The organism is Pseudobacteroides cellulosolvens ATCC 35603 = DSM 2933, from assembly GCF_001262605.1.
Classification (GTDB): Bacteria; Bacillota; Clostridia; order Acetivibrionales; family DSM-2933; genus Pseudobacteroides; species Pseudobacteroides cellulosolvens.
On record NZ_LGTC01000001.1, the window covers coordinates 279,272 to 301,684 of the forward strand.

General features: G+C 34.9%; 17 protein-coding genes and 1 tRNA gene. 16 read left to right on the top strand and 2 right to left on the bottom strand.

Annotated features, from left to right (window positions below):
- The first annotated feature begins 120 nt into the window (after nucleotides 1–120).
- From murA to Bccel_RS01365, 7 genes are all read left to right on the top strand, one after another.
- On the top strand, nucleotides 121–1,059 hold the full coding sequence (murA, locus tag Bccel_RS01335) for a UDP-N-acetylglucosamine 1-carboxyvinyltransferase (RefSeq protein ID WP_081927312.1): 939 nt from the start codon (nucleotides 121–123) through the stop codon (nucleotides 1,057–1,059).
- Nucleotides 1,060–1,126: 67 nt separating this feature from the next.
- Nucleotides 1,127–1,969 carry a cell division protein FtsQ/DivIB gene (locus Bccel_RS01340; RefSeq protein WP_036946159.1) on the top strand — a complete coding sequence of 281 codons (843 nt, stop codon included), beginning with the start codon at nucleotides 1,127–1,129 and terminating at the stop codon, nucleotides 1,967–1,969.
- 89 nt (nucleotides 1,970–2,058) lie between these two features.
- Nucleotides 2,059–2,406: a small basic family protein gene (locus Bccel_RS01345; protein WP_036946161.1), complete on the top strand. Its 348-nt coding sequence runs from the start codon at nucleotides 2,059–2,061 to the stop codon at nucleotides 2,404–2,406.
- A gap of 306 nt (nucleotides 2,407–2,712) precedes the next feature.
- A complete protein-coding gene (gene ftsA, locus Bccel_RS01350) occupies nucleotides 2,713–3,939 on the top strand; it encodes a cell division protein FtsA (protein WP_036946163.1) in 1,227 nt (408 codons plus the stop codon).
- Nucleotides 3,940–4,272: 333 nt separating this feature from the next.
- On the top strand, nucleotides 4,273–5,409 hold the full coding sequence (gene ftsZ / locus Bccel_RS01355) for a cell division protein FtsZ (RefSeq protein ID WP_036946165.1): 1,137 nt from the start codon (nucleotides 4,273–4,275) through the stop codon (nucleotides 5,407–5,409).
- 358 nt (nucleotides 5,410–5,767) lie between these two features.
- Complete coding sequence (locus tag Bccel_RS01360; protein ID WP_242853225.1) at nucleotides 5,768–8,389, top strand: glycoside hydrolase family 9 protein; 2,622 nt, start codon at nucleotides 5,768–5,770, stop codon at nucleotides 8,387–8,389.
- 346 nt (nucleotides 8,390–8,735) lie between these two features.
- Nucleotides 8,736–10,952, top strand: a complete 2,217-nt coding sequence (locus tag Bccel_RS01365) for a HAMP domain-containing methyl-accepting chemotaxis protein (RefSeq protein ID WP_036946167.1) — start codon at nucleotides 8,736–8,738, stop codon at nucleotides 10,950–10,952.
- A 575-nt stretch (nucleotides 10,953–11,527) separates the two neighbouring features.
- On the opposite strand, the gene Bccel_RS01370 is transcribed toward Bccel_RS01365, so the two are convergent.
- Nucleotides 11,528–11,603, bottom strand: a tRNA-Trp gene (locus Bccel_RS01370).
- Between the two features lie 173 nt (nucleotides 11,604–11,776).
- Between Bccel_RS01370 and proC the strand changes: the two genes are divergently transcribed.
- From proC to Bccel_RS01385, 3 genes are read left to right on the top strand one after another with little or no spacing between them, the layout of a single operon-like run.
- Complete coding sequence (gene proC, locus Bccel_RS01375) at nucleotides 11,777–12,598, top strand: pyrroline-5-carboxylate reductase (RefSeq protein WP_036946169.1); 822 nt, start codon at nucleotides 11,777–11,779, stop codon at nucleotides 12,596–12,598.
- Nucleotides 12,599–12,652: 54 nt separating this feature from the next.
- Nucleotides 12,653–13,102: a ribonuclease HI gene (gene rnhA / locus Bccel_RS01380; protein WP_036946171.1), complete on the top strand. Its 450-nt coding sequence runs from the start codon at nucleotides 12,653–12,655 to the stop codon at nucleotides 13,100–13,102.
- A gap of 14 nt (nucleotides 13,103–13,116) precedes the next feature.
- Complete coding sequence (locus Bccel_RS01385; protein WP_036946173.1) at nucleotides 13,117–13,665, top strand: NUDIX domain-containing protein; 549 nt, start codon at nucleotides 13,117–13,119, stop codon at nucleotides 13,663–13,665.
- Nucleotides 13,666–13,737: 72 nt separating this feature from the next.
- Here Bccel_RS01385 and Bccel_RS01390 read toward each other — a convergent pair whose 3' ends face one another.
- On the bottom strand, nucleotides 13,738–14,127 hold the full coding sequence (locus Bccel_RS01390; protein WP_050752975.1) for a putative signal transducing protein: 390 nt from the start codon (nucleotides 14,125–14,127) through the stop codon (nucleotides 13,738–13,740).
- A 168-nt stretch (nucleotides 14,128–14,295) separates the two neighbouring features.
- Between Bccel_RS01390 and spoIIM the strand changes: the two genes are divergently transcribed.
- The 6 genes from spoIIM to Bccel_RS01420 all read left to right on the top strand — a co-directional run bounded on the left by spoIIM (nucleotide 14,296) and on the right by Bccel_RS01420 (nucleotide 22,389).
- Nucleotides 14,296–14,931, top strand: coding sequence for a stage II sporulation protein M (gene spoIIM, locus Bccel_RS01395; protein WP_036946175.1), 636 nt, complete (start codon nucleotides 14,296–14,298; stop codon nucleotides 14,929–14,931).
- 426 nt (nucleotides 14,932–15,357) lie between these two features.
- Nucleotides 15,358–16,242 carry a site-specific tyrosine recombinase XerD gene (gene xerD, locus Bccel_RS01400; RefSeq protein WP_036946177.1) on the top strand — a complete coding sequence of 295 codons (885 nt, stop codon included), beginning with the start codon at nucleotides 15,358–15,360 and terminating at the stop codon, nucleotides 16,240–16,242.
- 160 nt (nucleotides 16,243–16,402) lie between these two features.
- The gene (locus Bccel_RS01405; RefSeq protein WP_036946179.1) at nucleotides 16,403–17,575 is read left to right on the top strand and encodes a phosphopentomutase; all 1,173 of its coding nucleotides are present in this window, start codon (nucleotides 16,403–16,405) and stop codon (nucleotides 17,573–17,575) included.
- Nucleotides 17,576–17,704: 129 nt separating this feature from the next.
- Nucleotides 17,705–19,033: a pyrimidine-nucleoside phosphorylase gene (locus Bccel_RS01410; RefSeq protein WP_036946182.1), complete on the top strand. Its 1,329-nt coding sequence runs from the start codon at nucleotides 17,705–17,707 to the stop codon at nucleotides 19,031–19,033.
- 771 nt (nucleotides 19,034–19,804) lie between these two features.
- A complete protein-coding gene (locus Bccel_RS01415) occupies nucleotides 19,805–21,022 on the top strand; it encodes a D-alanyl-D-alanine carboxypeptidase family protein (protein ID WP_242853226.1) in 1,218 nt (405 codons plus the stop codon).
- Nucleotides 21,023–21,408: 386 nt separating this feature from the next.
- Nucleotides 21,409–22,389, top strand: a complete 981-nt coding sequence (locus tag Bccel_RS01420; RefSeq protein ID WP_036946184.1) for a hypothetical protein — start codon at nucleotides 21,409–21,411, stop codon at nucleotides 22,387–22,389.
- Nucleotides 22,390–22,413: the final 24 nt, after the last annotated feature.

The following is a 22,413-nucleotide window of genomic DNA, read 5'->3' on the forward strand; positions in this document are numbered from 1 at the left end:
TAAAAATATTGCAAATGGTTACTAATTAAGGAATGATGTTTTAAGTTGATTGATGACTAACTCAGTGATAAAATAGATGGTGTTATTGAAAAAAGGCATGCATAGAAAATTACCCATGAAATAACACAACCAGGTGGTTGTGAAATAGGCCCCAGACCTATAGACCTTCACCTCAAGGCAATAAAAAAGATGGGTGCAAAGGTACATTTTATGCAAAAGGGCTTTGTTTATTGCGAAGCAGAAAGACTTAAGGGATGCGACATTCACCTTGATTATCCAAGTGTGGGAGCCACAGAAAACATAATGCTTGCAGCGGTATTTGCCGAGGGGGAAACCTGTATAAGAAATGCAGCCAAAGAGCCGGAAATAATTGATTTGCAAAATTTCCTCATAGGCTTGGGTGTTAATATATGGGGAGCGGGCACCAGCATAATACGCATTTCGGGTAATAATACCAAGCTAAGGAGTATAGTACATAATGTAATTCCTGACAGGATTGTGGCAGGTACATATATGGTGGCTTCAGCAATAACAGGTGGAGATATACTTTTAAAAAATGTGGTTCCAGAGCATATAAGTTCAATGATATCAAATCTGAGAGATTGCGGATGCAGTGTAAATGTAAAAAGAAATCTCATCAGAGTCAGTGGACCTGCAAGACCAAGGTCCATAGATATTATAAGAACATTGCCTTACCCTGGGTTCCCTACAGATATGCAGGCACAAATGGTTTCTCTTCTTTCTATAGCCAGAGGAGAAAGCATAATAGTAGAAACGGTTTTCGAAAACAGGTATAAACATGTTGAAGAGCTTATCAGGATGGGAGCTAACATAAAGATTGAAGGTAGAATTGCCGTTATTAAGGGAGTGAAAAGACTTGTAGGAGCCAATATAACTTCCAAGGACTTAAGAGGCGGTGCTGCACTTGTTCTGGCAGGCCTTATTGCAGAGGGAGAAACAAGGATAGATGGACTTAAACATATTGACAGGGGATATGAAGATATAGAAGGAAAGCTCAGAGGCGTTGGAGCTTCCATTGTTAGAATTGATGATGAATAATATTTTTTATACCAATATTATTTCAATCAGGCTTTAGAATACAATTATGCAGTAAGGGGTATGAGCCTTGAAACTACGAAGGATTAAGAGAGACAATGAGATTACCAATAAGAAACAAAAGAAACTTAAAAAGAGTAATAAGAAAAGGATCAAGACTATTAGAAGGATTATTCTTTTTATTCTCTTTATAGTATCATTGGTAATACTTGCCTTATCTCCCTTGTTTAATATAATTACTATTGAGGTTTATGGAAACAATAAAATTGATTCAGATGCATTGATTTCAGTTACCAAAATTCAAATAGGGAGCAATGGGTTTAAAAAGGTTGGAAAAAGTTTTAAAAATTATTTTTTCTTTAGATATGGAAATGAAGAAAACAGTATTTTAAATAGCTTCTCGTATGCTAAGAAGGCAAAGGTAATGTTTTGCCTTCCTAATACTGTTAGGATAAATGTTCAAGAAAGAAGCCCCATGTTTTACATATATCATAAAGGGCTATATATTCTTCTTGACGAGGGTGGCTATGTTCTTGAAGAGTCGGACAAGCCATACAAGGATGCTATTTTAGTGGAAGGTGTAACATTTAAGAATTATAAAAAAGGACAGGCTTTAATAGCAGGGGATCCGGATTATATTAAATATATAAAGAAGCTTAAGACTGAAATTCCAAAGTATGATGAAAATAATCATGTCAAAATTAATCCCCTTGTGACAAAAATAGATGTGGGTGATCCGTTCAGAATTAAAGTAGAACTTGATGGGAGGATCATGGCTGACCTTGGGGACCTTAGTGAAATTGGTTACAGATTGGATTTTATTAGGGATATTTATTTTAATAAACTTAAGAAAACAGATAAAGGTTATCTGGAATATAATGAAGACCGTAAGTATAATTTTAAGATGAAGTAATGCATTACTGAGCGAAATTTATAACTAAAGTTATTTTATCATCATGACTAAGAAATGATTAAGGAACAACTAAAACAAGGAGGAGAAATATGCTGCCACTTATTGGTATATTAGTAGGAATAATTATAGGAGTAATTTTGCCATTTCAAATTCCATATCAGTATTCGACTTATGTTGCTGTGGCAATATTAGCAGCACTTGATTCTGTTTTTGGAGGAATAGCAGCTTCAATGCAAGGCAGGTTTGATATGAAGGTTTTCCTTTCAGGCTTCTTCATGAATGCGCTGTTGGCAGCTGCATTGGCGTACATTGGTGATCAACTTGGAATACAACTTTATCTGGCGGCATTATTTGCTTTTGGTAACAGGCTGTTTTTAAATTTTGCAATTATTCGTAGAATTCTATTGAATAAATATTCAAAAAAAGATAATATATAAAATGAATTAAAATTGTATTCTTCGACATTTCCATATAAGTTATAAGATGAAAAGAGTAATAATCTTATATTTGGCAGAGCAAATAACGAACGGTTTAACGGGATTTGCGATAGACAAATATAAAAGATTATTAACTTTTCATCAAGATGAAAAGTGCAACTGATCTTATATTTGGCAGAGCAGATAACGAACCGTTTTAACGGGATTTGCGATGGACAAATATAAAAGATTATTCACTTTTCATCAAGATGAAAAGTGTTATATAAATAAAACTGTTCTTTTTATTATAATAGGAGGTTTTCATTAGTGGGAAACATTATCGTTGGCATAGATATCGGAACCTCAAAAGTGAGTACTGTTATTGGCCAAGTCGGCAAAGCAGGTGAATTGGAAGTTTTAGGCCACGGAATGGAGCAATGTAATGGCATAAAAAAGGGTGTTATTGTAGATATAGAAAGCACATGTTCCAGCATCAAATCCGCAGTTCAAAAAGCAGAAACAGTTGCAGGTCTAAAAATCAGTTCTGCATATGTAAGTATAAATGGTGTTCATACTTCAATAATTAAAAGCAGAGGAAGACTTGCAATTTCAAATGAGAACCGTGAAATAACCAGTAAGGATGTTGATAAGGTTCTTCTTGCCGCAAGAAGCATTAATATTTCAGATGATAGAGAGATTATTGACATCATACCCCAACAGTTTATTGTGGATGGCTATGATGAAATCATTGATCCTGTAGGAATGGCTGGATTGACTCTTGAGGTTGATGCAGATATAATTACAGGAAAAATAACTTCTGTTCAGAACATAGTTAAAAGTATGGAAAGAGCTAATTTAAAGACAGACGGTCTAATAGTGGAAGCACTTGCAACCAGTCAATTAGCTCCTACGCAGGATGAAAAGGAAATGGGAGTTATTCTTATAGACATTGGCGGCGGTACAACAGATATATCGGTATTTAAGAATAAAAATATGATTTTTAACGAGTGCATAACAGTAGGTGGAGATCATATTACCAATGATGTGGCAATTGGTCTAAAGATTCCGTATTCTGAAGCTGAAAAATTAAAAAGAGAATTTGAGTTGGCTCTTAGTTCACTTATTAAAAATGATCAAGAAGTTACTGTAATAGACATTAATGAAAATAAAAAGAAATCTGTTAAAGTATCTGAGATAGTAGAAATTATAGAAGCGAGAGTGTTTGAAATATTTTCACTGTGCAAGGAATTGCTGGAAAAGAGTCAGATTAAAGGGGAATTCCCAGCTGGAATTGTACTTACAGGTGGAGGAATATCCTATGTAGATGGTGGCAGGGAGCTGGCTACCGAAGTATTTGATTTACCTTCTAGAGTTGCTCTGCAAAAAACTGATAGTGTTTCTAAAATAGAATATTATACAGCAGCAGGGATTGTAAAGTATGTTGGATCCCACAGCAAAGGAAACGCTTATGGAAGTGAAGTGAAGCATCATAAACAAAAAACTCAGAAAAAGGAAAAAAATATCTTAAAAAGAATTCTCAAATTTTTTGCATGAATATTATTACAATTGAGTTCTTATTTACGATATACATAATAGAAAAATTGTTATATAATATAAAAATAAAAAAATGGTTATATTGCGTTATGTACAATAATGAGGTATTATTATTCTGTGTGATTTTGTGAGTTGTTTTAATCGACGAAAATTTACAATTGTACGATATAGATAAGGGCCAGTTGTTTTATGCATTCTGTAATGCTCATTAGTTTGTTTTTTTAAGTGTTACAAAGTGATGCAAAACGTTTAGCAGTATGATTATTTGTAAGTGGATTGTTTGTAAACGAGTTCTTATTTATTAACCAATGAAAAAAGAAGGGGGACTGAAAATTGCTGGAGTTTGATATTGATCTCGAACAATTTGCTCAGATAAAAGTTATTGGAGTGGGTGGTGGAGGAAATAATGCCGTAAATAGAATGATAACCGCCGGACTCCGTGGGGTTGAGTTTTATTCAATTAATACAGACAAGCAGGCATTGTTTTTGTCAAAATCAAATACAAAGATACAAATCGGTGATAAGCTGACTAAGGGCTTGGGAGCGGGTGCCAATCCTGAGATCGGTGAAAAGGCTGCAAATGAAAGCAAGGATGAAATAGCTCAAGCTATAAAAGGTGCAGATATGGTATTTGTTACAGCAGGTATGGGTGGTGGAACCGGTACAGGTGCAGCACCTGTTGTAGCACAGATAGCCAAAGAAATGGGAATTCTTACAGTTGGAGTCGTTACCAAGCCTTTTATGTTTGAAGGAAGAAAGAGAATGCAGCATGCAGAAAGGGGTATTGAAACCCTCAAATCTACAGTGGATACTTTGGTTACCATTCCCAATGATAGACTTTTACAGGTAGCGGAGAAAAAGACATCCATAGTTGATGCATTCAGAATTGCAGATGATGTTTTAAGACAGGGTGTGCAGGGTATTTCAGACCTTATTGCAGTACCGGGTCTTGTTAACCTTGACTTTGCTGATGTTAAGACAATTATGTTTAACACAGGTATAGCACACATGGGCATTGGTAGGGCAGCTGGTGAAAACAGGGCTGAGGAAGCAGCAAGACAGGCAATACACAGTCCTTTGCTGGAGACATCCATAGACGGGGCAAGAGGTGTTCTTCTCAATATTACCGGAGGTGCCGACCTTGGTCTGTTTGAAGTGAATACTGCAGCAGAGTTGGTTCAGCAATCTGCTGATCCGGATGCCAATATCATTTTCGGTGCTGTTATTGATGAAAATCTGAAGGATGAAATTCTTATAACTGTGATTGCTACAGGATTTGATAAAGGACCTATTATTAACAAGATGGAAAAACCTTCATTTGATAGGAGCAATGAAAGACCACAGGAAAGAAATGTGCCCAATCAACCGGCAAACGAAAAGCAGCAGCCGGCAGCAAACAATTATAACAATGCAAATCAGAGCGATGAGCTTGATATTCCTACTTTCTTAAGAAGGAACAGGTTTAAATAATACCTGATTATAAAATATTATGACTAAAAAAATAATGCATGATCCTAAGAACTGAGGGAAAATATACCATCAGTTCTTTTTGGTGTGAAAAAATTTTGTGTATTACACGCCATAATTTTTTGACTATAATCGAGATAGGACAATTATTATTAATTAAAGCCAATCACAGCAATTGACTCTAAAGAATAACAGACATATGATTAAATTAAAGCATGAATGAAAAATTACTTCCGCTTTCTAAGCGGGTGTTGACAAGTAGATCCTGTGTCTGCATTTGCATTGAAAAATAGAGGGGGGAAGATTTATATAAATAGTTTAATATGCAAATTTTAAATAATTTTAGGGGGATCGAATTTATATGTCGAAGAATGTTTTTTTTAAGAGAAGCTTAATTGTACTTCTTAGCTTTAGTTTTTTCATAAGTACAGTTATCTCTTTTCCAGCAACAGTTAATGCTGAACCCGAGTACAATTTTGCTAAAGCACTTCAACTTTCCCTTTATTTCTATGATGCAAATAAATGTGGACCGGGTATAACAGGCGGGCGTCTTGAATGGCGTGGGGATTGTCATGTGGAGGATAAGGAGTTACCATTGATTCCCTTGACAGAAGGATTTAGAGGAACAAATCTTTCTCAGAGTTTTATAGACAAATACAGGTCGGTACTCGACCCGGATGGGAACGGTTCATTGGATTTAAGCGGCGGTATGCATGATGCAGGGGATCATGTTAAATTTGGTCTTCCTCAATCTTATGCAGCATCTACTGTAGGTTGGGGATACTATGAGTTTCGGGATGCATACATAAAAATTGGTGAGAAGGAACATGTAGAAGATATCCTCAGATGGTTTAACGATTATTTTCTTAGGTCCACATTCAGGGATAAAGACGGTAATGTTATTGCTTTCTGCTATGTGGTAGGAGAAGGGGATATAGATCACGACTGGTGGAATCCACCAGAACTTCAAAATTCAAAAATGATTAAGGACTTTGAAAGACCTGCATATTTTGCTACTGCTGAGAAACCTGCAAGTGACCAGTGTGCCGGTGCAGCAGCTTCCCTTGCAATTAATTACCTCAATTTTAAAGATGAGGATCCGGAATATGCAAAAAAATGTCTTGATACGGCTATAGCACTATATGATTTTGCTAGGAAGTATAGAGGACTTGGGTATTCCGATGAATACTATATGTCATCCTATGATTATGATGAAATGTCCTGGGCTGCAGTTTGGCTCAATATAGCAACAGGAGAAAAGGAATATATAGATCATATAGTAGCTACTGATGCAAGTGGAAAATATACCGGCTACATGCAGAGAATAATTGTTGATACAGGTAATGACTGGCAGAATATTTGGGTCCACTGCTGGGATACTGTATGGGGCGGAGTGTTTGCAAAGCTTGCACCCATAACAAATACTGAAAGAGACTGGTATATTTTTAGATGGAATTTGGAATATTGGTCGGGAGTTGCCCACGAAGATCCCAAGGACACGAATTTCCTTTCGAAGACTCCTGCAGGGTTTAGTATGTTAAATCCATACGGTTCTGCAAGGTACAATACAGCTGCCCAGCTTTGTGCTATGGTATACAGGAAGTGTAAGGGAAACACTGCTTTTACCGATTGGGCCAAGAATCAAATGGAATATATAATGGGAAACAATCCAATGAAAAGAGCATATATTGTGGGTTATGCACCTGATGGTGCCTCACATCCGCACCACCGTGCGTCTCATGGCTCCAAAACCCTTAACATGGATAATCCTAAAGACCAGGTACATACTTTATGGGGTGCTTTAGTAGGGGGACCGGATGCAGAAGATTTTCATAAGGATATAACATCTGATTTTATTTACAATGAAGTTGCTGTTGACTACAATGCAGCTTTTGTTGGGGCTTGTGCAGGCCTTTATACATATTATGGAGAAGGCCATGAGCCAGTACCGAATTTTCCACCGAAAGAAACCAAACCGCTGGAATTTTTTGTGGAAGCTAAAGTCAGCACCAGCCAGGAAAACAATGAAAGATCACAAATTACCCTTCGTATCCATAATGAAAGTGCATATCCTCCTCATTATGAGACCCGCATGAAGGTACGGTATTATTTTAATATCAGTGAGATATTGGATGCAGGTCAAACCATTAATGATGTACATATGGAAGTATATTATGATGAAAATGAAAAGTGTTATGACGGAAAGGCAAAATATTCAGAGATTATGAAGTATGATGACAAGGGTACATATTATGTTGAATTTGATTGGGAGGGAAAACAAATATATGCTGCCCGTGAAATACAGTTTGCCCTTATTGCAGATCAGGATAAAACAACTTACAAGGGAAATTGGAATGCTAAAAATGATTACAGCAGGGAAGGCTTAGGAGACGAATATGTAATAACTAAAAAGTGCCCGTTATATATAGGCAACGAGATAGTGTTTGGTGAAGGACCGGAAGGGCCAATTCCCACAGTGACAACTATACCTGCGACACCTACACCGGATTCAAATAATTTCATAGAAGGTTATATCAAACCCGACTTTACATATACAGATACGAGTATAAATTCGGGATTTAAAGTAGAAATAGAAGGCTCTGGTAAATCTGTATTAACAGATAGCAAAGGTTATTTTAAGCTGACTGATGTGAAATTTTCCTCAAGCTCTCAAACTATAAAGATAAGCAAAGAAAACTACCTTTATAGAGAAATAAAGAATATAGTTATTAATAAAAATGTACAACTTAGTACTGCTCAAAGCCCTATAATGATGTGGGCCGGTGACATTGTAAAGAATGGAGTACAGGACAATTCTATTAACATGAAAGATGTTTTGGAAATTGCCAAATCATTTAATTCAATATCCGGCAATGCACTTTATAACATTAACGCAGATTTGAATTTGGATGGTGCTATTAATATGAGTGATGTAATTATTGTTTCAAAGCATTTCTCAAAGACTTCAGCTGATTATATGTAATGGTAATAATAAGTTGTTTTTTCAGTAATACTTAACATTATTAGTTTTAAATGAGTATTTTATAGAGTCTAGATAAGCACTTTAGATCGTAATGGTCTAGAGTGTTTTTTATGTCTAGAAAATTACTGTGGCCTCACCACAATTTCTCATGGTCACATAAAGATTAGCAATCTTTTTTGAATATAGGAGGATTTTTATAATTTTAATAGAATAATATTTATATATAAAAAATCATTTCACTATTCATCCAACTTAGTATTTGTAATTATGTAAATTATTTCAAAGACCATAGTGCCTTTGTATTCTGTTGTTGATTTCCTGGAAATTTAATTAAAGGAGGAATAAAATGTTTAAGAACTTATCTGTTAGGTCAAAGTTGTTTATAGCAGTATCAATACCTTTATTAGCTATGATCCTTATCTCAATAATCGCATTTATAAGCTTGAACTCTATGTTTCATAATATGGATAATAAGATTAAAAAACAGAATTATGAAGCCATATCATTGGTTCTGAATGCGGATCGCGATATGTATCAAGCTATGGTGGCTTCAAAGCAGTTTTTATATGAGAGTCCTAAAGCGGAAGACAAGAAACAAAATAAGGAATCCTTTGAGCAAAACACTCAGGAAGCATCAGACAGAATAAATAATGCAAGAAGCAAATTTCCTCTTGATGATAGCTTTTGGAGTACATATAAGGATAAAAGCGGTAAGCTTATATACCAGTATTTTGATAATTATTCAAAAAGCTTCAATATGTGGAGAGAAAGCACAATTGATTCTATGAAGTCAGGGACAATAGCTGTAACTGGTGATGATTTCTCCATATCAAGGGAATGCTTGAATCTGATAGGAGAGATGATAGATTCAGGTACTGAAGAAATAATAAAAATCAGTGAGAATGATAAAAATAAAATTATTAGTGCTATGCTTATCGTAGACTTAGTCATATTTCTAGGACTTATTGTTTTTACATTTTTACTTGTCAATAGAATCTCAAAACCTATAAATGAGCTTACTATTGCAGCAGAAAGGATATCTATGGGGGATACTGAAATCAGTTTTAACTTAGATTCAAAGGATGAGATAGGACGGCTCAAAAAAGCATTTATGGAAATGATTAATGATATAAGGCTAAAGACTGATGCAGCTTGGGAGATTGCAAAGGGTAATCTGGATGTAAAAATCATTGTAAGATCGGATAAAGATAATTTATCAAAAAGTATGGATAAATTAAGACATACGTTATATGATATGGTTCAAGATACAAAAACTCTGACTGATGCAGCTATGTCCGGTTCGTTAGGTACCAGGGCTGACAGTCAAAAGCATCATGGGGAATTCAGGAAAATAGTAGAAGGAATAAATTCTACCCTTGATGCTATAATAGAACCGATTAATGAAATATCCGATGTAATGAGTAAAGTTTCAGAAGGAAACTTAAATGTGTCCATGAGAAACCATTATAAGGGTGATTATTTGAAGCTTTCTAATTCATTTAACACGACAGTCTTTAACCTTAAAAGTATAATTGATGAGATATCACATGTATTAAAGCAGATTTCAGAATGTAATATGGATCTGAATGAGGTCAGGGAGTACGATGGCGATTTTAAGCTTATTTCAGATTCCTTAAATTCAATAATAAAAGAATTAAATAATTTAATTGGTGATATCAGAAATGCGTCAGAGAGGGTGGCAAGAGGATCAGCCCATGTATCGGAGGGCAGCATGCATTTGTCACAAGGTGCATCAGAACAAGCCAGCTCAACAGAACAGCTGTCATCAAGTATAACTCAGATAGCCCATCAGACAAAGATGAATGCTACAAATGCGGCACTTGCAAACCAACTGGCACTTGAAGCAAAAGAAAATGCTGTCAAGGGAAATCAAAGAATGGGTGATATGCTAAAGGCTATGGAAGAGATAAATGATGCTTCCGAGAATATTTCAAAAATAATTAAGGTTATTGATGAAATTGCGTTCCAAACAAATATATTAGCTTTGAATGCAGCGGTTGAGGCTGCAAGAGCAGGTCAGCATGGAAAAGGCTTTGCCGTTGTGGCCGAGGAGGTCAGAAATTTAGCGGCAAGAAGTGCCCGTGCTGCTCATGAAACTACAGAGTACATAGAGGGCAGTGTAAAGAAGGTTGAAAGCGGTACAATGATTGCAAATGAAACTGCAGCATCTTTGGTCAGTATAGTTGAAAGTTCATCTAAGGTTGCAGGCCTTGTAGGAGATATTGCATCTGCATCAAATGAACAGGCAAGCGGTATTGCTCAAATTAACATTGGTATAGACCAGGTTTCAAAGGTAATACAGGTTAATTCTGCAACATCTGAAGAAAGTGCCGCAGCAAGTGAGGAACTTATGATGCAAGCAAAGCTTCTGAATGAAAATATGGCAAGGTTCAAGCTGAGGGGAAGTCATAGTTCAAATACATTAACTGAAACTGTACAGCATAAAAAGCAAGGAAATGTACAAGAAGAGTCAGCAAAGGGATTGAGTAGAAATGGAAAAAAGATGTTGACGCTGAGTGATTTGGATTTTGACAAATATTAATATAGTTTAAGTTATGTAAAGAGACTATCCCTAAAGATAGTCTCTTTATCTTGTATTTTCCCTATACAAAGTAAATTAAAGATTTTTAATCCCCAAATAAAAAATTATGACAACAAGTATTAGGAAAAAAACTGGAGTTAAATACATATAACTTCTAATTGCCTGTTTTAGGTTGTACATGACATAACCTCCCCACACATTACTAAAATAACCTTTTTACATAGTTCGTTGAAAAGCTAATAATGAAGCATATTTCTTTGTATTTTGTTGCTGACTAAATTTGAAAACTGGTAATGTTTAAGGAATAATTTAGAATTTTTGCAACTCTGAAGTAGCCAATAATGTAACCATATACATTATATACCATAATGTGTATTTTGTAAATTACTTGCATCAAATTTCCTTATGTAAATATTTAACCTACTATAATTTAAATAATCCATTTGTTTTTGTATTTTTTCTTTAACTTCCATCCCATATCAGTTTCATTATTTTATTTCTGCCAGGAATAAAGATGTAGTCATGAAAAAATGCAAAAAATAAAAAGTCCCGAGGGTAAAAACCCTTGGGACTTTTGGCAGGGGAGACAGGACTCGAACCCGCAGCCGACGGTTTTGGAGACCGCTACTCTACCAATTGCGCTACTCCCCTTCAAGTGACGTATCTTATTATAAAACAGGTTTGATATTATGTCAATGGGGAATAATAATAATTTTATAATATTTATTAATTCTATCTGGATTTTAAAAAAATTTGTGATATTATAGTAAAGTAATAAATCATAACAAATATAGTAATAGATTATATTGCTTAAGGAGGAGCTTATGGATATAAGTTTGGGATTTGTAGGTGCTGGAAATATGGGCACTGCAATGGTAAAAAGTGTAGTTAGTTCAGGAATAGTAAAGCCTGAGAATATATATATATACGATGTTGATACGGAGAAGATGGGTTTACTAAAAAAGGAGATAGGCATAAGTATAGTAGGTTCTTCAAAGGAAGTATTCCAGAAGTCTAATATTATTATTCTGGCTGTTAAACCCAATATGGTTAAAACAGTTCTTGAAGAATGTAAGGCAAGTTTTAGCCAGGATAAAATACTTGTTTCTATAGCTGTGGGTTTGCCAATAAGCTTGTATAAAGGAATAGTAGGCAGTGACAAAAAGGTTATTAGAACAATGCCAAACACGCCAGCCCTTGTTGGAGAAGGTATGACCTTGGTTTCTTTTGATAATAATATTAATGAGGATGATTTGAAACTGGTTCGTCCTTTGTTTGAAACAATGGGAAAGGTGGAGGTGTTGGATGAAAAGCTTATGAGCGAAGTTACAGCTCTAACTGGCAGCAGCCCTGCATATGTTTTTATGTTTATTGAGGCAATGGCTGATGCGGCAGTACTTTCAGGTATTCCAAGAAATCTTGCATACAAGCTGGCTGCACAGGCTGTGCTTGGTTCCGCAAAAATGGTTCTTGAAACTGGAAAGCACCCCGGAGAACTAAAGGATCAAGTATGCTCTCCAGCAGGAACTACAATTGAAGCTGTAAGTGCTCTAGAGAAAAACGGATTCAGGTATGCTGTTATTGATGCTATGAATGAATGCACGAAAAGAGCCAGGGAAATTGGAAAACAGTATTCAAAAGACTGATCATATAAATGTTCTTTTATATATGTTGTGAAAAAGGTATAATAAGGAGTTTAAATGAAAAAGGTTATAATTTATACTGATGGTGCATGCTCTGGAAACCCTGGAAACGGAGGTTGGGGAGCAATACTTAAGTATGGCGAAAAGGAAATGGAAATATCGGGGTATGAGGTAGATACCACCAACAATAAAATGGAATTGACAGCAGCTATAGAGGCCTTGAAAAAATTAAAAGAACCGTGTGAAGTTGAGCTGTATAGTGATAGTGCGTATCTTATCAATGGTTTTGAAAAGAAATGGCTTATAATATGGAAAAAGAACGGCTGGGTGAACTCAAGCAAGGAACAGGTTAAGAATATAGAACTATGGAAGGAATTGGACAGGCTTAATTATATCCATAAAATTACATGGATTAAAGTAAAAGGCCATTCTGATAATGTATACAATAACAGATGTGATAAGCTTGCAACAGATGAAATTAAAAAGAACAAAAATAAACTAAGCTAAACGGGGTGGATATTATGAATTTTGATGAAAAGACCATTGGAAGAGAACATACATATAAAGGAAGTATTATTGATGTTGAAACTTTAGAAGTACTTTTGCCGGATGGAAAGAAAGCAACAAGGGATGTTGTTTTGCATCCGGGTGCTTCTGTGGTAATACCTATTTCAGATAATGGGGAAATTTATATGGTAAGGCAGTACAGGAAGCCTATTGAAAGAACTACCATCGAGTTGCCTGCGGGAAAACTGGATGCCGGGGAAGATCCAAAGGTATGTGCTGTAAGAGAATTAAGTGAAGAAACAGGTCTTGTTGCTGAGAATGTAAAACATCTTATAAGTATTCACAGTACTCCAGGATTCAGTAATGAGGTACTTCACTTGTATGTAGCAATTGGCCTTAAAGAAGGAGAAGCACATTCTGACGAAGATGAATTTGTGGATTGTGAAAAGTATGAAATCAAAAAGCTTATAGATATGATACTAAACCATGAAATAACAGATGCGAAAACAATCATCGGTATTTTAATGGCAGATAGGATAATCAAAGGAGATATTAAATTTTAAATTCTTGTTTTAATTATAAAAAAAGAGCTTCTAGTCCGTTTGGCGGGTTGAAGCTCTTTTGATATGGAAGTATTAACCGTATATTATATACAATATTAAACCTATGAGTAAACTTGGCAAAAAGAATAACAATAGAATCCAAATTCTGCGATTCCTTATTTTTATGTATTCTTTATTAGCTTCTATTAGTTCTTTTTCTTCCTCGTCTATTTTGCTGTTATTCTCAAAATCTTTAAGTATATTCTTTGCATCATCCAATAAGTTTGAGGGTACATACAAATCTATACCGAAGGATGTCATACCCATATAAATGTCAAGGTAAGCACCGGCCTCCTTGAATTTTTTCAATACAGGGATGCCACAGGCTTTTAAATCAGCTTCTATCAATTGCGCTTGAATTTCACCATGTACTGAGGTGAGAAAAGCAGTTTCGCCAGAATTGACATCCTTATTATCATTCATGTCATATCCCTCCTAAATACTACCTATTATATAATAGTATAACATAGAAAAATATTTTCCAAAACATACAGTTTACATTATATGCTGATTGTAATTTTTTCGATTTGAGTTGCATAAAATTCATTATAAGGATTAGAAAGCCAAGGAATTGTAGAAGGAGGCGAAGATTTGTTTTCTAATGCAAAATGTGCTTTTGTAAAACACATAAAATCAAACTCAAGCATTTACTTATTGCTTTTGCTTGCTTTTATAATTGGAGTGACAATAGGTGCTTTTACAGTAAATGGATTGACAGCGATGCAAAGAGAAGAGCTAAAGAACTATTTTCAAGGATTTCTGGAGCTGTTTGATAAACAGGATATTAATAGTGCCGAATTATTCAAGGTTTCTCTAATGGAAAACATAAAACAAATCACAGTTATCTGGCTTCTTGGTGTGTGCATAATAGGTATACCATTTATATTTGTTTTTGTTGGAATAAGAGGATTTTTGACTGGATTTGGTTCAGGACTTTTAATACAGACATTTGGCGTAAAGGGTGTTGTTTTTATTTTAAGTTCACTTTTACTAAAGGAAATTATCATACTGCCATGCATAATAATTTTAGGGGTCAATGGCATTAAATTTTCTCTTGGTATTATAAAGAATAAATCTATTAAAAGAATTTCAAAGGAAAGTTTGAAGAGCAACCTAATATCATACTGCTTGTCTACAGCTTTCATTGCTTTAGTAATGATAGGAGGTATATTCATGGAAGTTTATATATCACCTGTATTAATTAGAGTGATTTCACCAATATTTTAAAACTAATGTTTACAATGGGTTTTATCTGTCAATAATTAAATTGTAAGATAAATAATATTGATAACATGAAATACATGTAAAAAGAAGTATTAATAATAAGATAGTTTTTTTTGGATTATTAACAAATATTGCTTTAAAAATATTACGAAATGTATTAAAATCTAATAGTAGGTTATTTATGAAAATTTATTAAATTTTATTAAAATGCATAAATTTTTACATTAATTATGCCATGTTGTGCTATTTTAGTAATAATCCGGCTGGATTATTTAAATGTCTAGGGAATTATAGTGCATACACACCACAATTTCTCACGACAACATTAAGTTTGACAAAATCATTTCATGACTTTGTTCAAAACTAAGTGTGAGTAATTAAGAGGTATTTAAATGAAATTATTTTAAAAGAAAAGAAGGGGAAGTTTTAATGGAAGGAATAATTCAAAAGTTTATTCTGTTTTTGGAAAAGGATAAGCGACTGTCACTAAATACTCTACAGTCATATAAGAGAGATATTGAACAGTACATATCCTATTTGAAAGAAATCAACTTGCTTAACATAACCAATACCAATAAGACTACGGTAATAACCTATCTTTTGCATTTGCAGAAGAAAGGAAGAGCGGTTTCGACTATTTCAAGGAATCTGGCTTCAATAAGGTCTTTATATCAATATATGTATAAAAACACATTGATTGATGCTGATCCAACAGTTGATCTTGATTCTCCGAAAGTGGAAAAAAAGCTTCCTCAGATTCTATCAACAAGTGAAGTGGAGCTGCTGCTTGATCAACCAAAGTGCGTAGATCTAAAAGGCTACAGAGATAAAGCAATGCTTGAGCTTCTTTATGCAACAGGTATACGGGTATCGGAACTTATTAATCTTAACTTGTCTGAGGTTAATCTGGAGATGGGATTTATAAAATGCAACAAGGGTTTGCGAGAGCGGGTAATACCTATAGGTTCAATAGCTGTAAACGCACTTGTAGAGTATCTTAATAAGTCGAGAAACCTGCTGATACAAAAGCCTGATGAGAAAGCCTTGTTTGTTAATATTAACGGAGGAAGACTTACAAGACAGGGCTTTTGGAAAATAATTAAGCAGTACAAGAATCAGGCAAAGATAAATAAGGATATAACACCTCATACATTACGTCACTCTTTTGCAGCACATTTACTTGAAAATGGTGCAGATCTAAGATCAATACAAGAAATGCTAGGACATTCAGATATATCTTCAACTCAAGTGTATGCCCAGATTGCAAAAAATAAGATTAAGGAAGTATATAAAAAGACTCACCCAAGGGCTTAGGAATTGGGATAAAGTATCTCTTTTATTAATTTGGTCATGAGAATGATTTCCAATCAAAAGTGTAGTATAATATAATATAGATTAATGTAGATGTTGATATGAGCTGTAAGAAGTATTCTTATGGTTCTTTTTATTTTACTATTGTCAAGGAGGCATTAGAATGAGAAGAATTGTACTTATTGTATTAGACAGTGTGGGTATGGGTGAATTGCCGGATGCAGCCATTTATGGTGATGTCGGCAGTGATACATTAGGAAATATATCAACGGCCATGGGAGGCTTGAGGCTGCCTAACTTAGAAAGGCTTGGCCTTGGAAATATCGATAATATAAGAGGTTTCAATAAATATAAATCTCCAGACGGCTGTTATGGTCGTATGGCTGAACAGTCATTAGGGAAGGATACAACTACCGGGCATTGGGAAATTGCAGGGCTTATCCTGGATAAGGCATTTCCTGTCTATCCTTCAGGATTTCCCAGGGAAATAATTGAGGAATTTGAAAGCAGGATAGGAATAAAGACTATTGGTAATTTTGCTGCATCAGGAACACAAATTATAGATATGCTTGGAAAAGAACATGTTGAAACAGGATATCCTATAGTCTATACATCAGCGGACAGTGTTTTCCAAATCGCTGCCCATGAGGATATTGTACCCGTTGAAAAACTATATGAAATGTGCAGTATTGCAAGAACACTTCTAACAGGGGATCATGCTGTTGGAAGAGTGATAGCCAGACCTTTTACAGGTGTACAGGGGAGTTTTAAGAGGACAGATAGACGAAGGGATTTTTCTTTAAAACCATTAAGAAAAACTGTTCTGGATTATGCTAAAGAATCAGGATTCATGGTTAAGGCAGTGGGTAAGATAGAGGATATTTATGGCGGACAGGGAATAACCCATGCTGTACACACCCACGATAACATGGATGGTATTAACAGAACTCTCCAATATATGAGTGAAAGTTTTGAAGGTATTATATTTACCAACCTGGTTGACTTTGATATGGTGTATGGACATCGCAATGATGCAGCAGGTTATGCTAAGGCATTAATTGCATTTGATGACATGGTTCCTGAGATAATTGGGAAATTAAAAGACGAGGATATACTGATTATTACGGCAGATCACGGGTGTGACCCGACAACTCAAGGAACTGATCATACAAGGGAGTACGTGCCATTGCTTATATATGGAAAAGGTGTTAAAAGCAATATAAACCTTGGTACAAGAAATACATTTTCAGATATTGCTGCAACTGTGTCCGAATATTTAGGCCTTAATGCTCAGGTTCCAGGAATAAGCTTTTTATCGGATATAAGGCATGAATAAAAAATTACTTCCGCTTTTGAGCGGGTGTTGACGAGTTAAGTCAACACATGAGCGAAATTTATAGCGGAAGTTATTTTTTGATCATGACTAAGGCATGAATAAAAAATTACTAACAGAGGAGGGATGAAAATGAGGATGTATGACATCATTGAGAAAAAAAGGGATGGTCATGAACTGATAATTGATGAAATTAAATTTTTTATAGATGGGTACTGCTCGGGGAATATACCAGATTATCAAGCATCTGCATTATTAATGGCTATATTTATTAGAGGCTTAAACAAAAGGGAGACAGCGGATCTTACAAATATTATGGCAGATTCGGGAGATAAGGTGGACCTTTCAAGTATTTCAGGTGTTAAGGTAGATAAACACAGCACCGGTGGGGTGGGTGACAAGACAACTTTGGTGGTTGCACCTGTTGCTGCAGCTTGCGGAGTTCCTGTAGCCAAAATGTCAGGAAAGGGTCTTGGCCATACAGGTGGCACTATTGATAAATTGGAATCAATCCCGGGCTTTAGAACATCCCTTGGAATAGATGAATTTTTAGCTAATGTCAGGGAAATTGGGCTGTCCATAGCGAGCCAGACAGGAAACCTGGCTCCTGCAGACAAGAAACTTTATGCATTGAGGGATGTTACGGCAACTGTAAATAATATTTCGCTGATAGCCAGCAGTATTATGAGTAAGAAGATTGCTTCAGGTGCAGATAGTATAGTGCTGGATGTTAAAACCGGAAGCGGTGCCTTTATGAAGACTTTTGAAGATTCCGTGGCTCTTGCTAAGACTATGATTGATATAGGAGAAAGTCTTGGAAGGAGAACTTCAGCATTAATCACCGATATGGACCTGCCCCTTGGAAATGCTGTCGGAAATTCCATGGAGGTTATAGAGGCCATAGATACGTTAAAAGGAAAAGGTCCTAGTGATCTTAGAAAGTTATCTGTAGAGTTGGCGGCGAGAATGTTGCAAGGTGCAGGAAAAGGGAGTTACGACAGATGTGTGGAAATGGCAGAGAAGTCTATTATTGATGGAAGTGCACTTAAGAAACTTACTGAGTTGATAGAAAGGCAAAATGGCAATACTAATGTTATAGATGATTATAGTATATTTGGTGAAAGTAAACATGTTTATGAATATAAGGCTAACTGCGACGGTTATATAGCAAGTATAAGAACAGACAGTTTGGGCATTGCATCTATGATACTTGGTGCAGGCAGGGAGAATAAAGATAGTATTATAGACTACTCAGCCGGGATAATGCTTGAGAAAAAAACTTATGACAAAGTATCTAAAGGCGATGTGGTTGCACGCTTTTATACTAATAATAAGAAGAGTATAGATAATGCTGCTCAGATTTTAGACAGTTCTATTACCATTTCCAATGACAATTTGCAAATGAGGCCTTTAATCCTTGCTTATATAGATTCATCAGGTGTAAATAAGTACATTCCTTAGGATGACTAAGAATCAACTTTCGCTATAAATTTTACCCAAGTGTTGACTTTACTTGTCAACATTTGGATAGAAATTGGAAAAAATATTTTAGTCGTTCCTTACATACTGTTTAATTTTAATATTCAGATGTAATATATTCCATTACTGTATTGAGATATGTAAAGAACTGCCTTAAAAAGGCAGTTCTTTAACATTCTATGAATTTTATTGTATGGGATTGCAACGAATGTCCATAAATTGATTAATGTTGTTCGAAATAATACCTGACTTGGAAGGAAAATGAAGCTATTATATGGCTTTTGAGTAACAAATTACACTTTAACTTATAACAATCAGAATTTATAATAACATTGAAAATATTATTTCGTGTACTTATTATATTACAAGTGATTAATTTTTACATTTGTCTATCGTAAATTTATTAAAATCAATTTATCTTATTATTTGTCAATTACAAAATAACGTATAAAACGTTCGTTATTTTTTGATGCCAAATAAAGATTAATGCTTATTTTAATCATGTTGAAACGTTTGTTATATGCTCTGTCAAATGTAAGGTCATTAACACTTTTAATATAGTGCAGGCACTTAGTGAAAATTGTTATAGCAGAATATATTGGGTTCATATCGCATAGTAATACATTAGGAACATTTACTAAAGATACAAAATTACGATGTGATTTTGCAACCTTGATGGTTGTGGTGAGAAATTATGGTGTAGACATAAAATAGTTCTGCCCTACTTATAAAATAAAAATCGGGGGGATTTTAGTGATTAAGAGGTTGAGTGTTATCTTCATACTAATTGTGTCATTGTTTGCCAACACAGCAATAATGCCGGTGGTAGCGGCACCTCAAAAGAATACCAGTCAAACATCAGAAAATACTGCAGCTAAGAAGGAAGAAGCGAATAAAACACTGGAATTAAAAGCGAAGGCAGCAATACTGATTGATGCTGAGACGGGAACTGTAATGTTTGAAAAAAACAGCCATGAAGAGCTTCCTTTAGCGAGTGTTACAAAGGTTATGTCAATGCTTCTCATAATGGAGGCTATTGACTCAGGTAAGGTTACCTATGAAGATATGGTACCTGTATCGGAACATGCATATAATATGGGTGGGTCACAAGTCTATTTAAAGCCTGGAGAAGAGTTTACGGTATTGGAAATGTTAAAGGCAGTTGCTATACATTCAGCTAACGATGCAGTGGTAGCTTTAGCTGAAAAGATCAGCGGCAGCGAGGAAATCTTTGTTAGTGCCATGAATGAGAAGGCCAAGCAATTAGGTATGAATAATACAAACTTTTTGGATTGCAACGGTTTAACAGATGATGGGCATTACAGCTCTGCTTCAGACATTGGCAAAATGTCGGCAGAACTTATTCGTAAACATCCCAAAGTACTTGAAATAACTAAAATTTGGCAGGATAAGTTTAGAAACGGACAGTTTTCTTTGGATAATACAAACAGGCTTATACACACATATAACGGTGCAACTGGTTTAAAAACCGGGTTTACTACAAAAGCAGGCTATTGCCTTTCCGCATCAGCAGATAGGAATGATATGCAGCTGATTGCTGTTGTTCTGGGTGAGCCGGATTCCAACACAAGATTTGCTGAGGCTAAAAAACTTTTAGATTACGGATATGCAAATTATCAAATGGTTAAGATAAAAAATAAAGGCGAAGAGTTAGGCACTGTAGAAGTTAAAAAAGGTGTAGGTACAAGTGTTAAAGGTGCTTTAAAGGCAGATGTGAGCTTAATGATTAAAAAAGGTAAGAAAGATACTATAAAGCAAAATGTAAAAATGACCGAATCAATTGAAGCACCCGTTAAATCTGGCCAGAAAATTGGTGAGATAACCTTTGAGGACAATGGCCAAATAATTGCTAAAGAAGATGTTGTAGCTGTTGAAGAAGTAAAGAAGGCTTCCTTTGTTCGTCTGTTTTTCAGGATGGTTGTCGGATGGTTTGGGATTGGGCGTAAATAATTAAGATTAGAAAATAAAAGATATATTTAAAATAAAGATTAATTAAGGCTGCCTCAATTAGAGATCACACATTGTTTTTATGTGCAATATCTAAGAATGGCAGCTTTTTAAAGTTTATGGAAATCTGCTTTTTGAATGTCTGTAGAATTATGGTGTATCACATGCCACAATTTCTCATGACAACCATCAAGTTTTACTCATTTCATGTTTTTGTTTTTAATAGTATTGAGTATCGCCATGAAAAATAGTAAAATGTTTTATAGTGTCACAATATTTTCTTTTTTTATTAATAGATATTTTCTCTTTCAAAAATAATAGATTTATCACTTTTAATATAGTAGAAATAATTGTTTTTTAATAAAATAATTCCATGAAAAGAGGTCTAAATGAGAGATATTGAAACCAGGCTGAAAAAAATGTCGGCAGTTGATATAGTTGATTATTCAATTGAAGTATATAAAAGAAATATAAAAAAGCTTACCATTTTGACACTTATTATGTATGTTCCTTTTGCTCTTTTATATGTGTTCCTATCAGGTAGTATATCTAAAGATCTCAATAGGCTGACAAATGAAAGTGGAGCAAGTTTTTCATTGGCAATGGCTTTTCTTCTGGTTAGCATAGTTTTATTTATTGTTTATATATGCTATTTTTTAACGGTAAACGGTGTTTTGCAAGCAGCGATTTCTAAAGTTGTATATAATGACGTTGTTTATGGCAGGAGTCTTGGACTAAAAGAAGTTATTAAAGAAAGTTTCAAGAAAATATTTAGAATTTTAGGATACAGAGCATTGTTTTACCTAATTATGGCGGGTGTAATAATTGGTACACTCATTGCAGTAATTATATTCCTTTGGGCGGTTTTATTCTTATTTGGAATAGGAATGACTTTGTTTTCGGGTGGAGGTCGCTTTATTGAAGGGTTCACTATATTTTTTGGTGCTATAATAATGATCGCTATAGTCTTAGGTGCCATAATGAGTCTGGGGTTTTTCTACATCAAATTCGGCTTTGGTGTTCAAGCCATCTCCATCGAGAATAAAGGTGCAACAGATGGAATTTCAAGAAGCTCGGAATTATCTAGAAAAATGTTCTGGAATTCGTTTATTGCATTGTTTACCGGTGGGCTTATTTATTTTTTTATACCATCCATATCAATAGGAATAACTGTAATATTGTCATTTGCCGATAATGAATTGTACAGGCAGGTGCAGCTTGCAGCTACTGCATTTGTACAGTTGGGGTATGCACTTTTATACCCGTTTTTGGCTACTCTGACTACAAACATTTTTATAAATTGGAAAATATGTAATGAAGGTCTTGATCTTGAAGTTAAAGTTGATAAACTGTTAGAGGGCAATGACTAAATTATTAAAACTGAGGTTTCATAA

Excerpts from the sequence above, each read along its gene's own strand:
- Bccel_RS01365 (WP_036946167.1), top strand. The coding sequence starts at position 8,736 with ATGTTTAAGAACTTATCTGTTAGGTCAAAGTTGTTTATAGCAGTATCA.
- xerD (WP_036946177.1), top strand. The coding sequence starts at position 15,358 with ATGGAAGGAATAATTCAAAAGTTTATTCTGTTTTTGGAAAAGGATAAG.
- rnhA (WP_036946171.1), top strand. The coding sequence starts at position 12,653 with ATGAAAAAGGTTATAATTTATACTGATGGTGCATGCTCTGGAAACCCT.
- Bccel_RS01360 (WP_242853225.1), top strand. The coding sequence starts at position 5,768 with ATGTCGAAGAATGTTTTTTTTAAGAGAAGCTTAATTGTACTTCTTAGC.
- Bccel_RS01345 (WP_036946161.1), top strand. The coding sequence starts at position 2,059 with ATGCTGCCACTTATTGGTATATTAGTAGGAATAATTATAGGAGTAATT.
- Bccel_RS01410 (WP_036946182.1), top strand. The coding sequence starts at position 17,705 with ATGAGGATGTATGACATCATTGAGAAAAAAAGGGATGGTCATGAACTG.
- Bccel_RS01390 (WP_050752975.1), bottom strand. The coding sequence starts at position 14,127 with ATGAATGATAATAAGGATGTCAATTCTGGCGAAACTGCTTTTCTCACC.
- Bccel_RS01385 (WP_036946173.1), top strand. The coding sequence starts at position 13,117 with ATGAATTTTGATGAAAAGACCATTGGAAGAGAACATACATATAAAGGA.
- proC (WP_036946169.1), top strand. The coding sequence starts at position 11,777 with ATGGATATAAGTTTGGGATTTGTAGGTGCTGGAAATATGGGCACTGCA.
- Bccel_RS01420 (WP_036946184.1), top strand. The coding sequence starts at position 21,409 with ATGAGAGATATTGAAACCAGGCTGAAAAAAATGTCGGCAGTTGATATA.
- Bccel_RS01405 (WP_036946179.1), top strand. The coding sequence starts at position 16,403 with ATGAGAAGAATTGTACTTATTGTATTAGACAGTGTGGGTATGGGTGAA.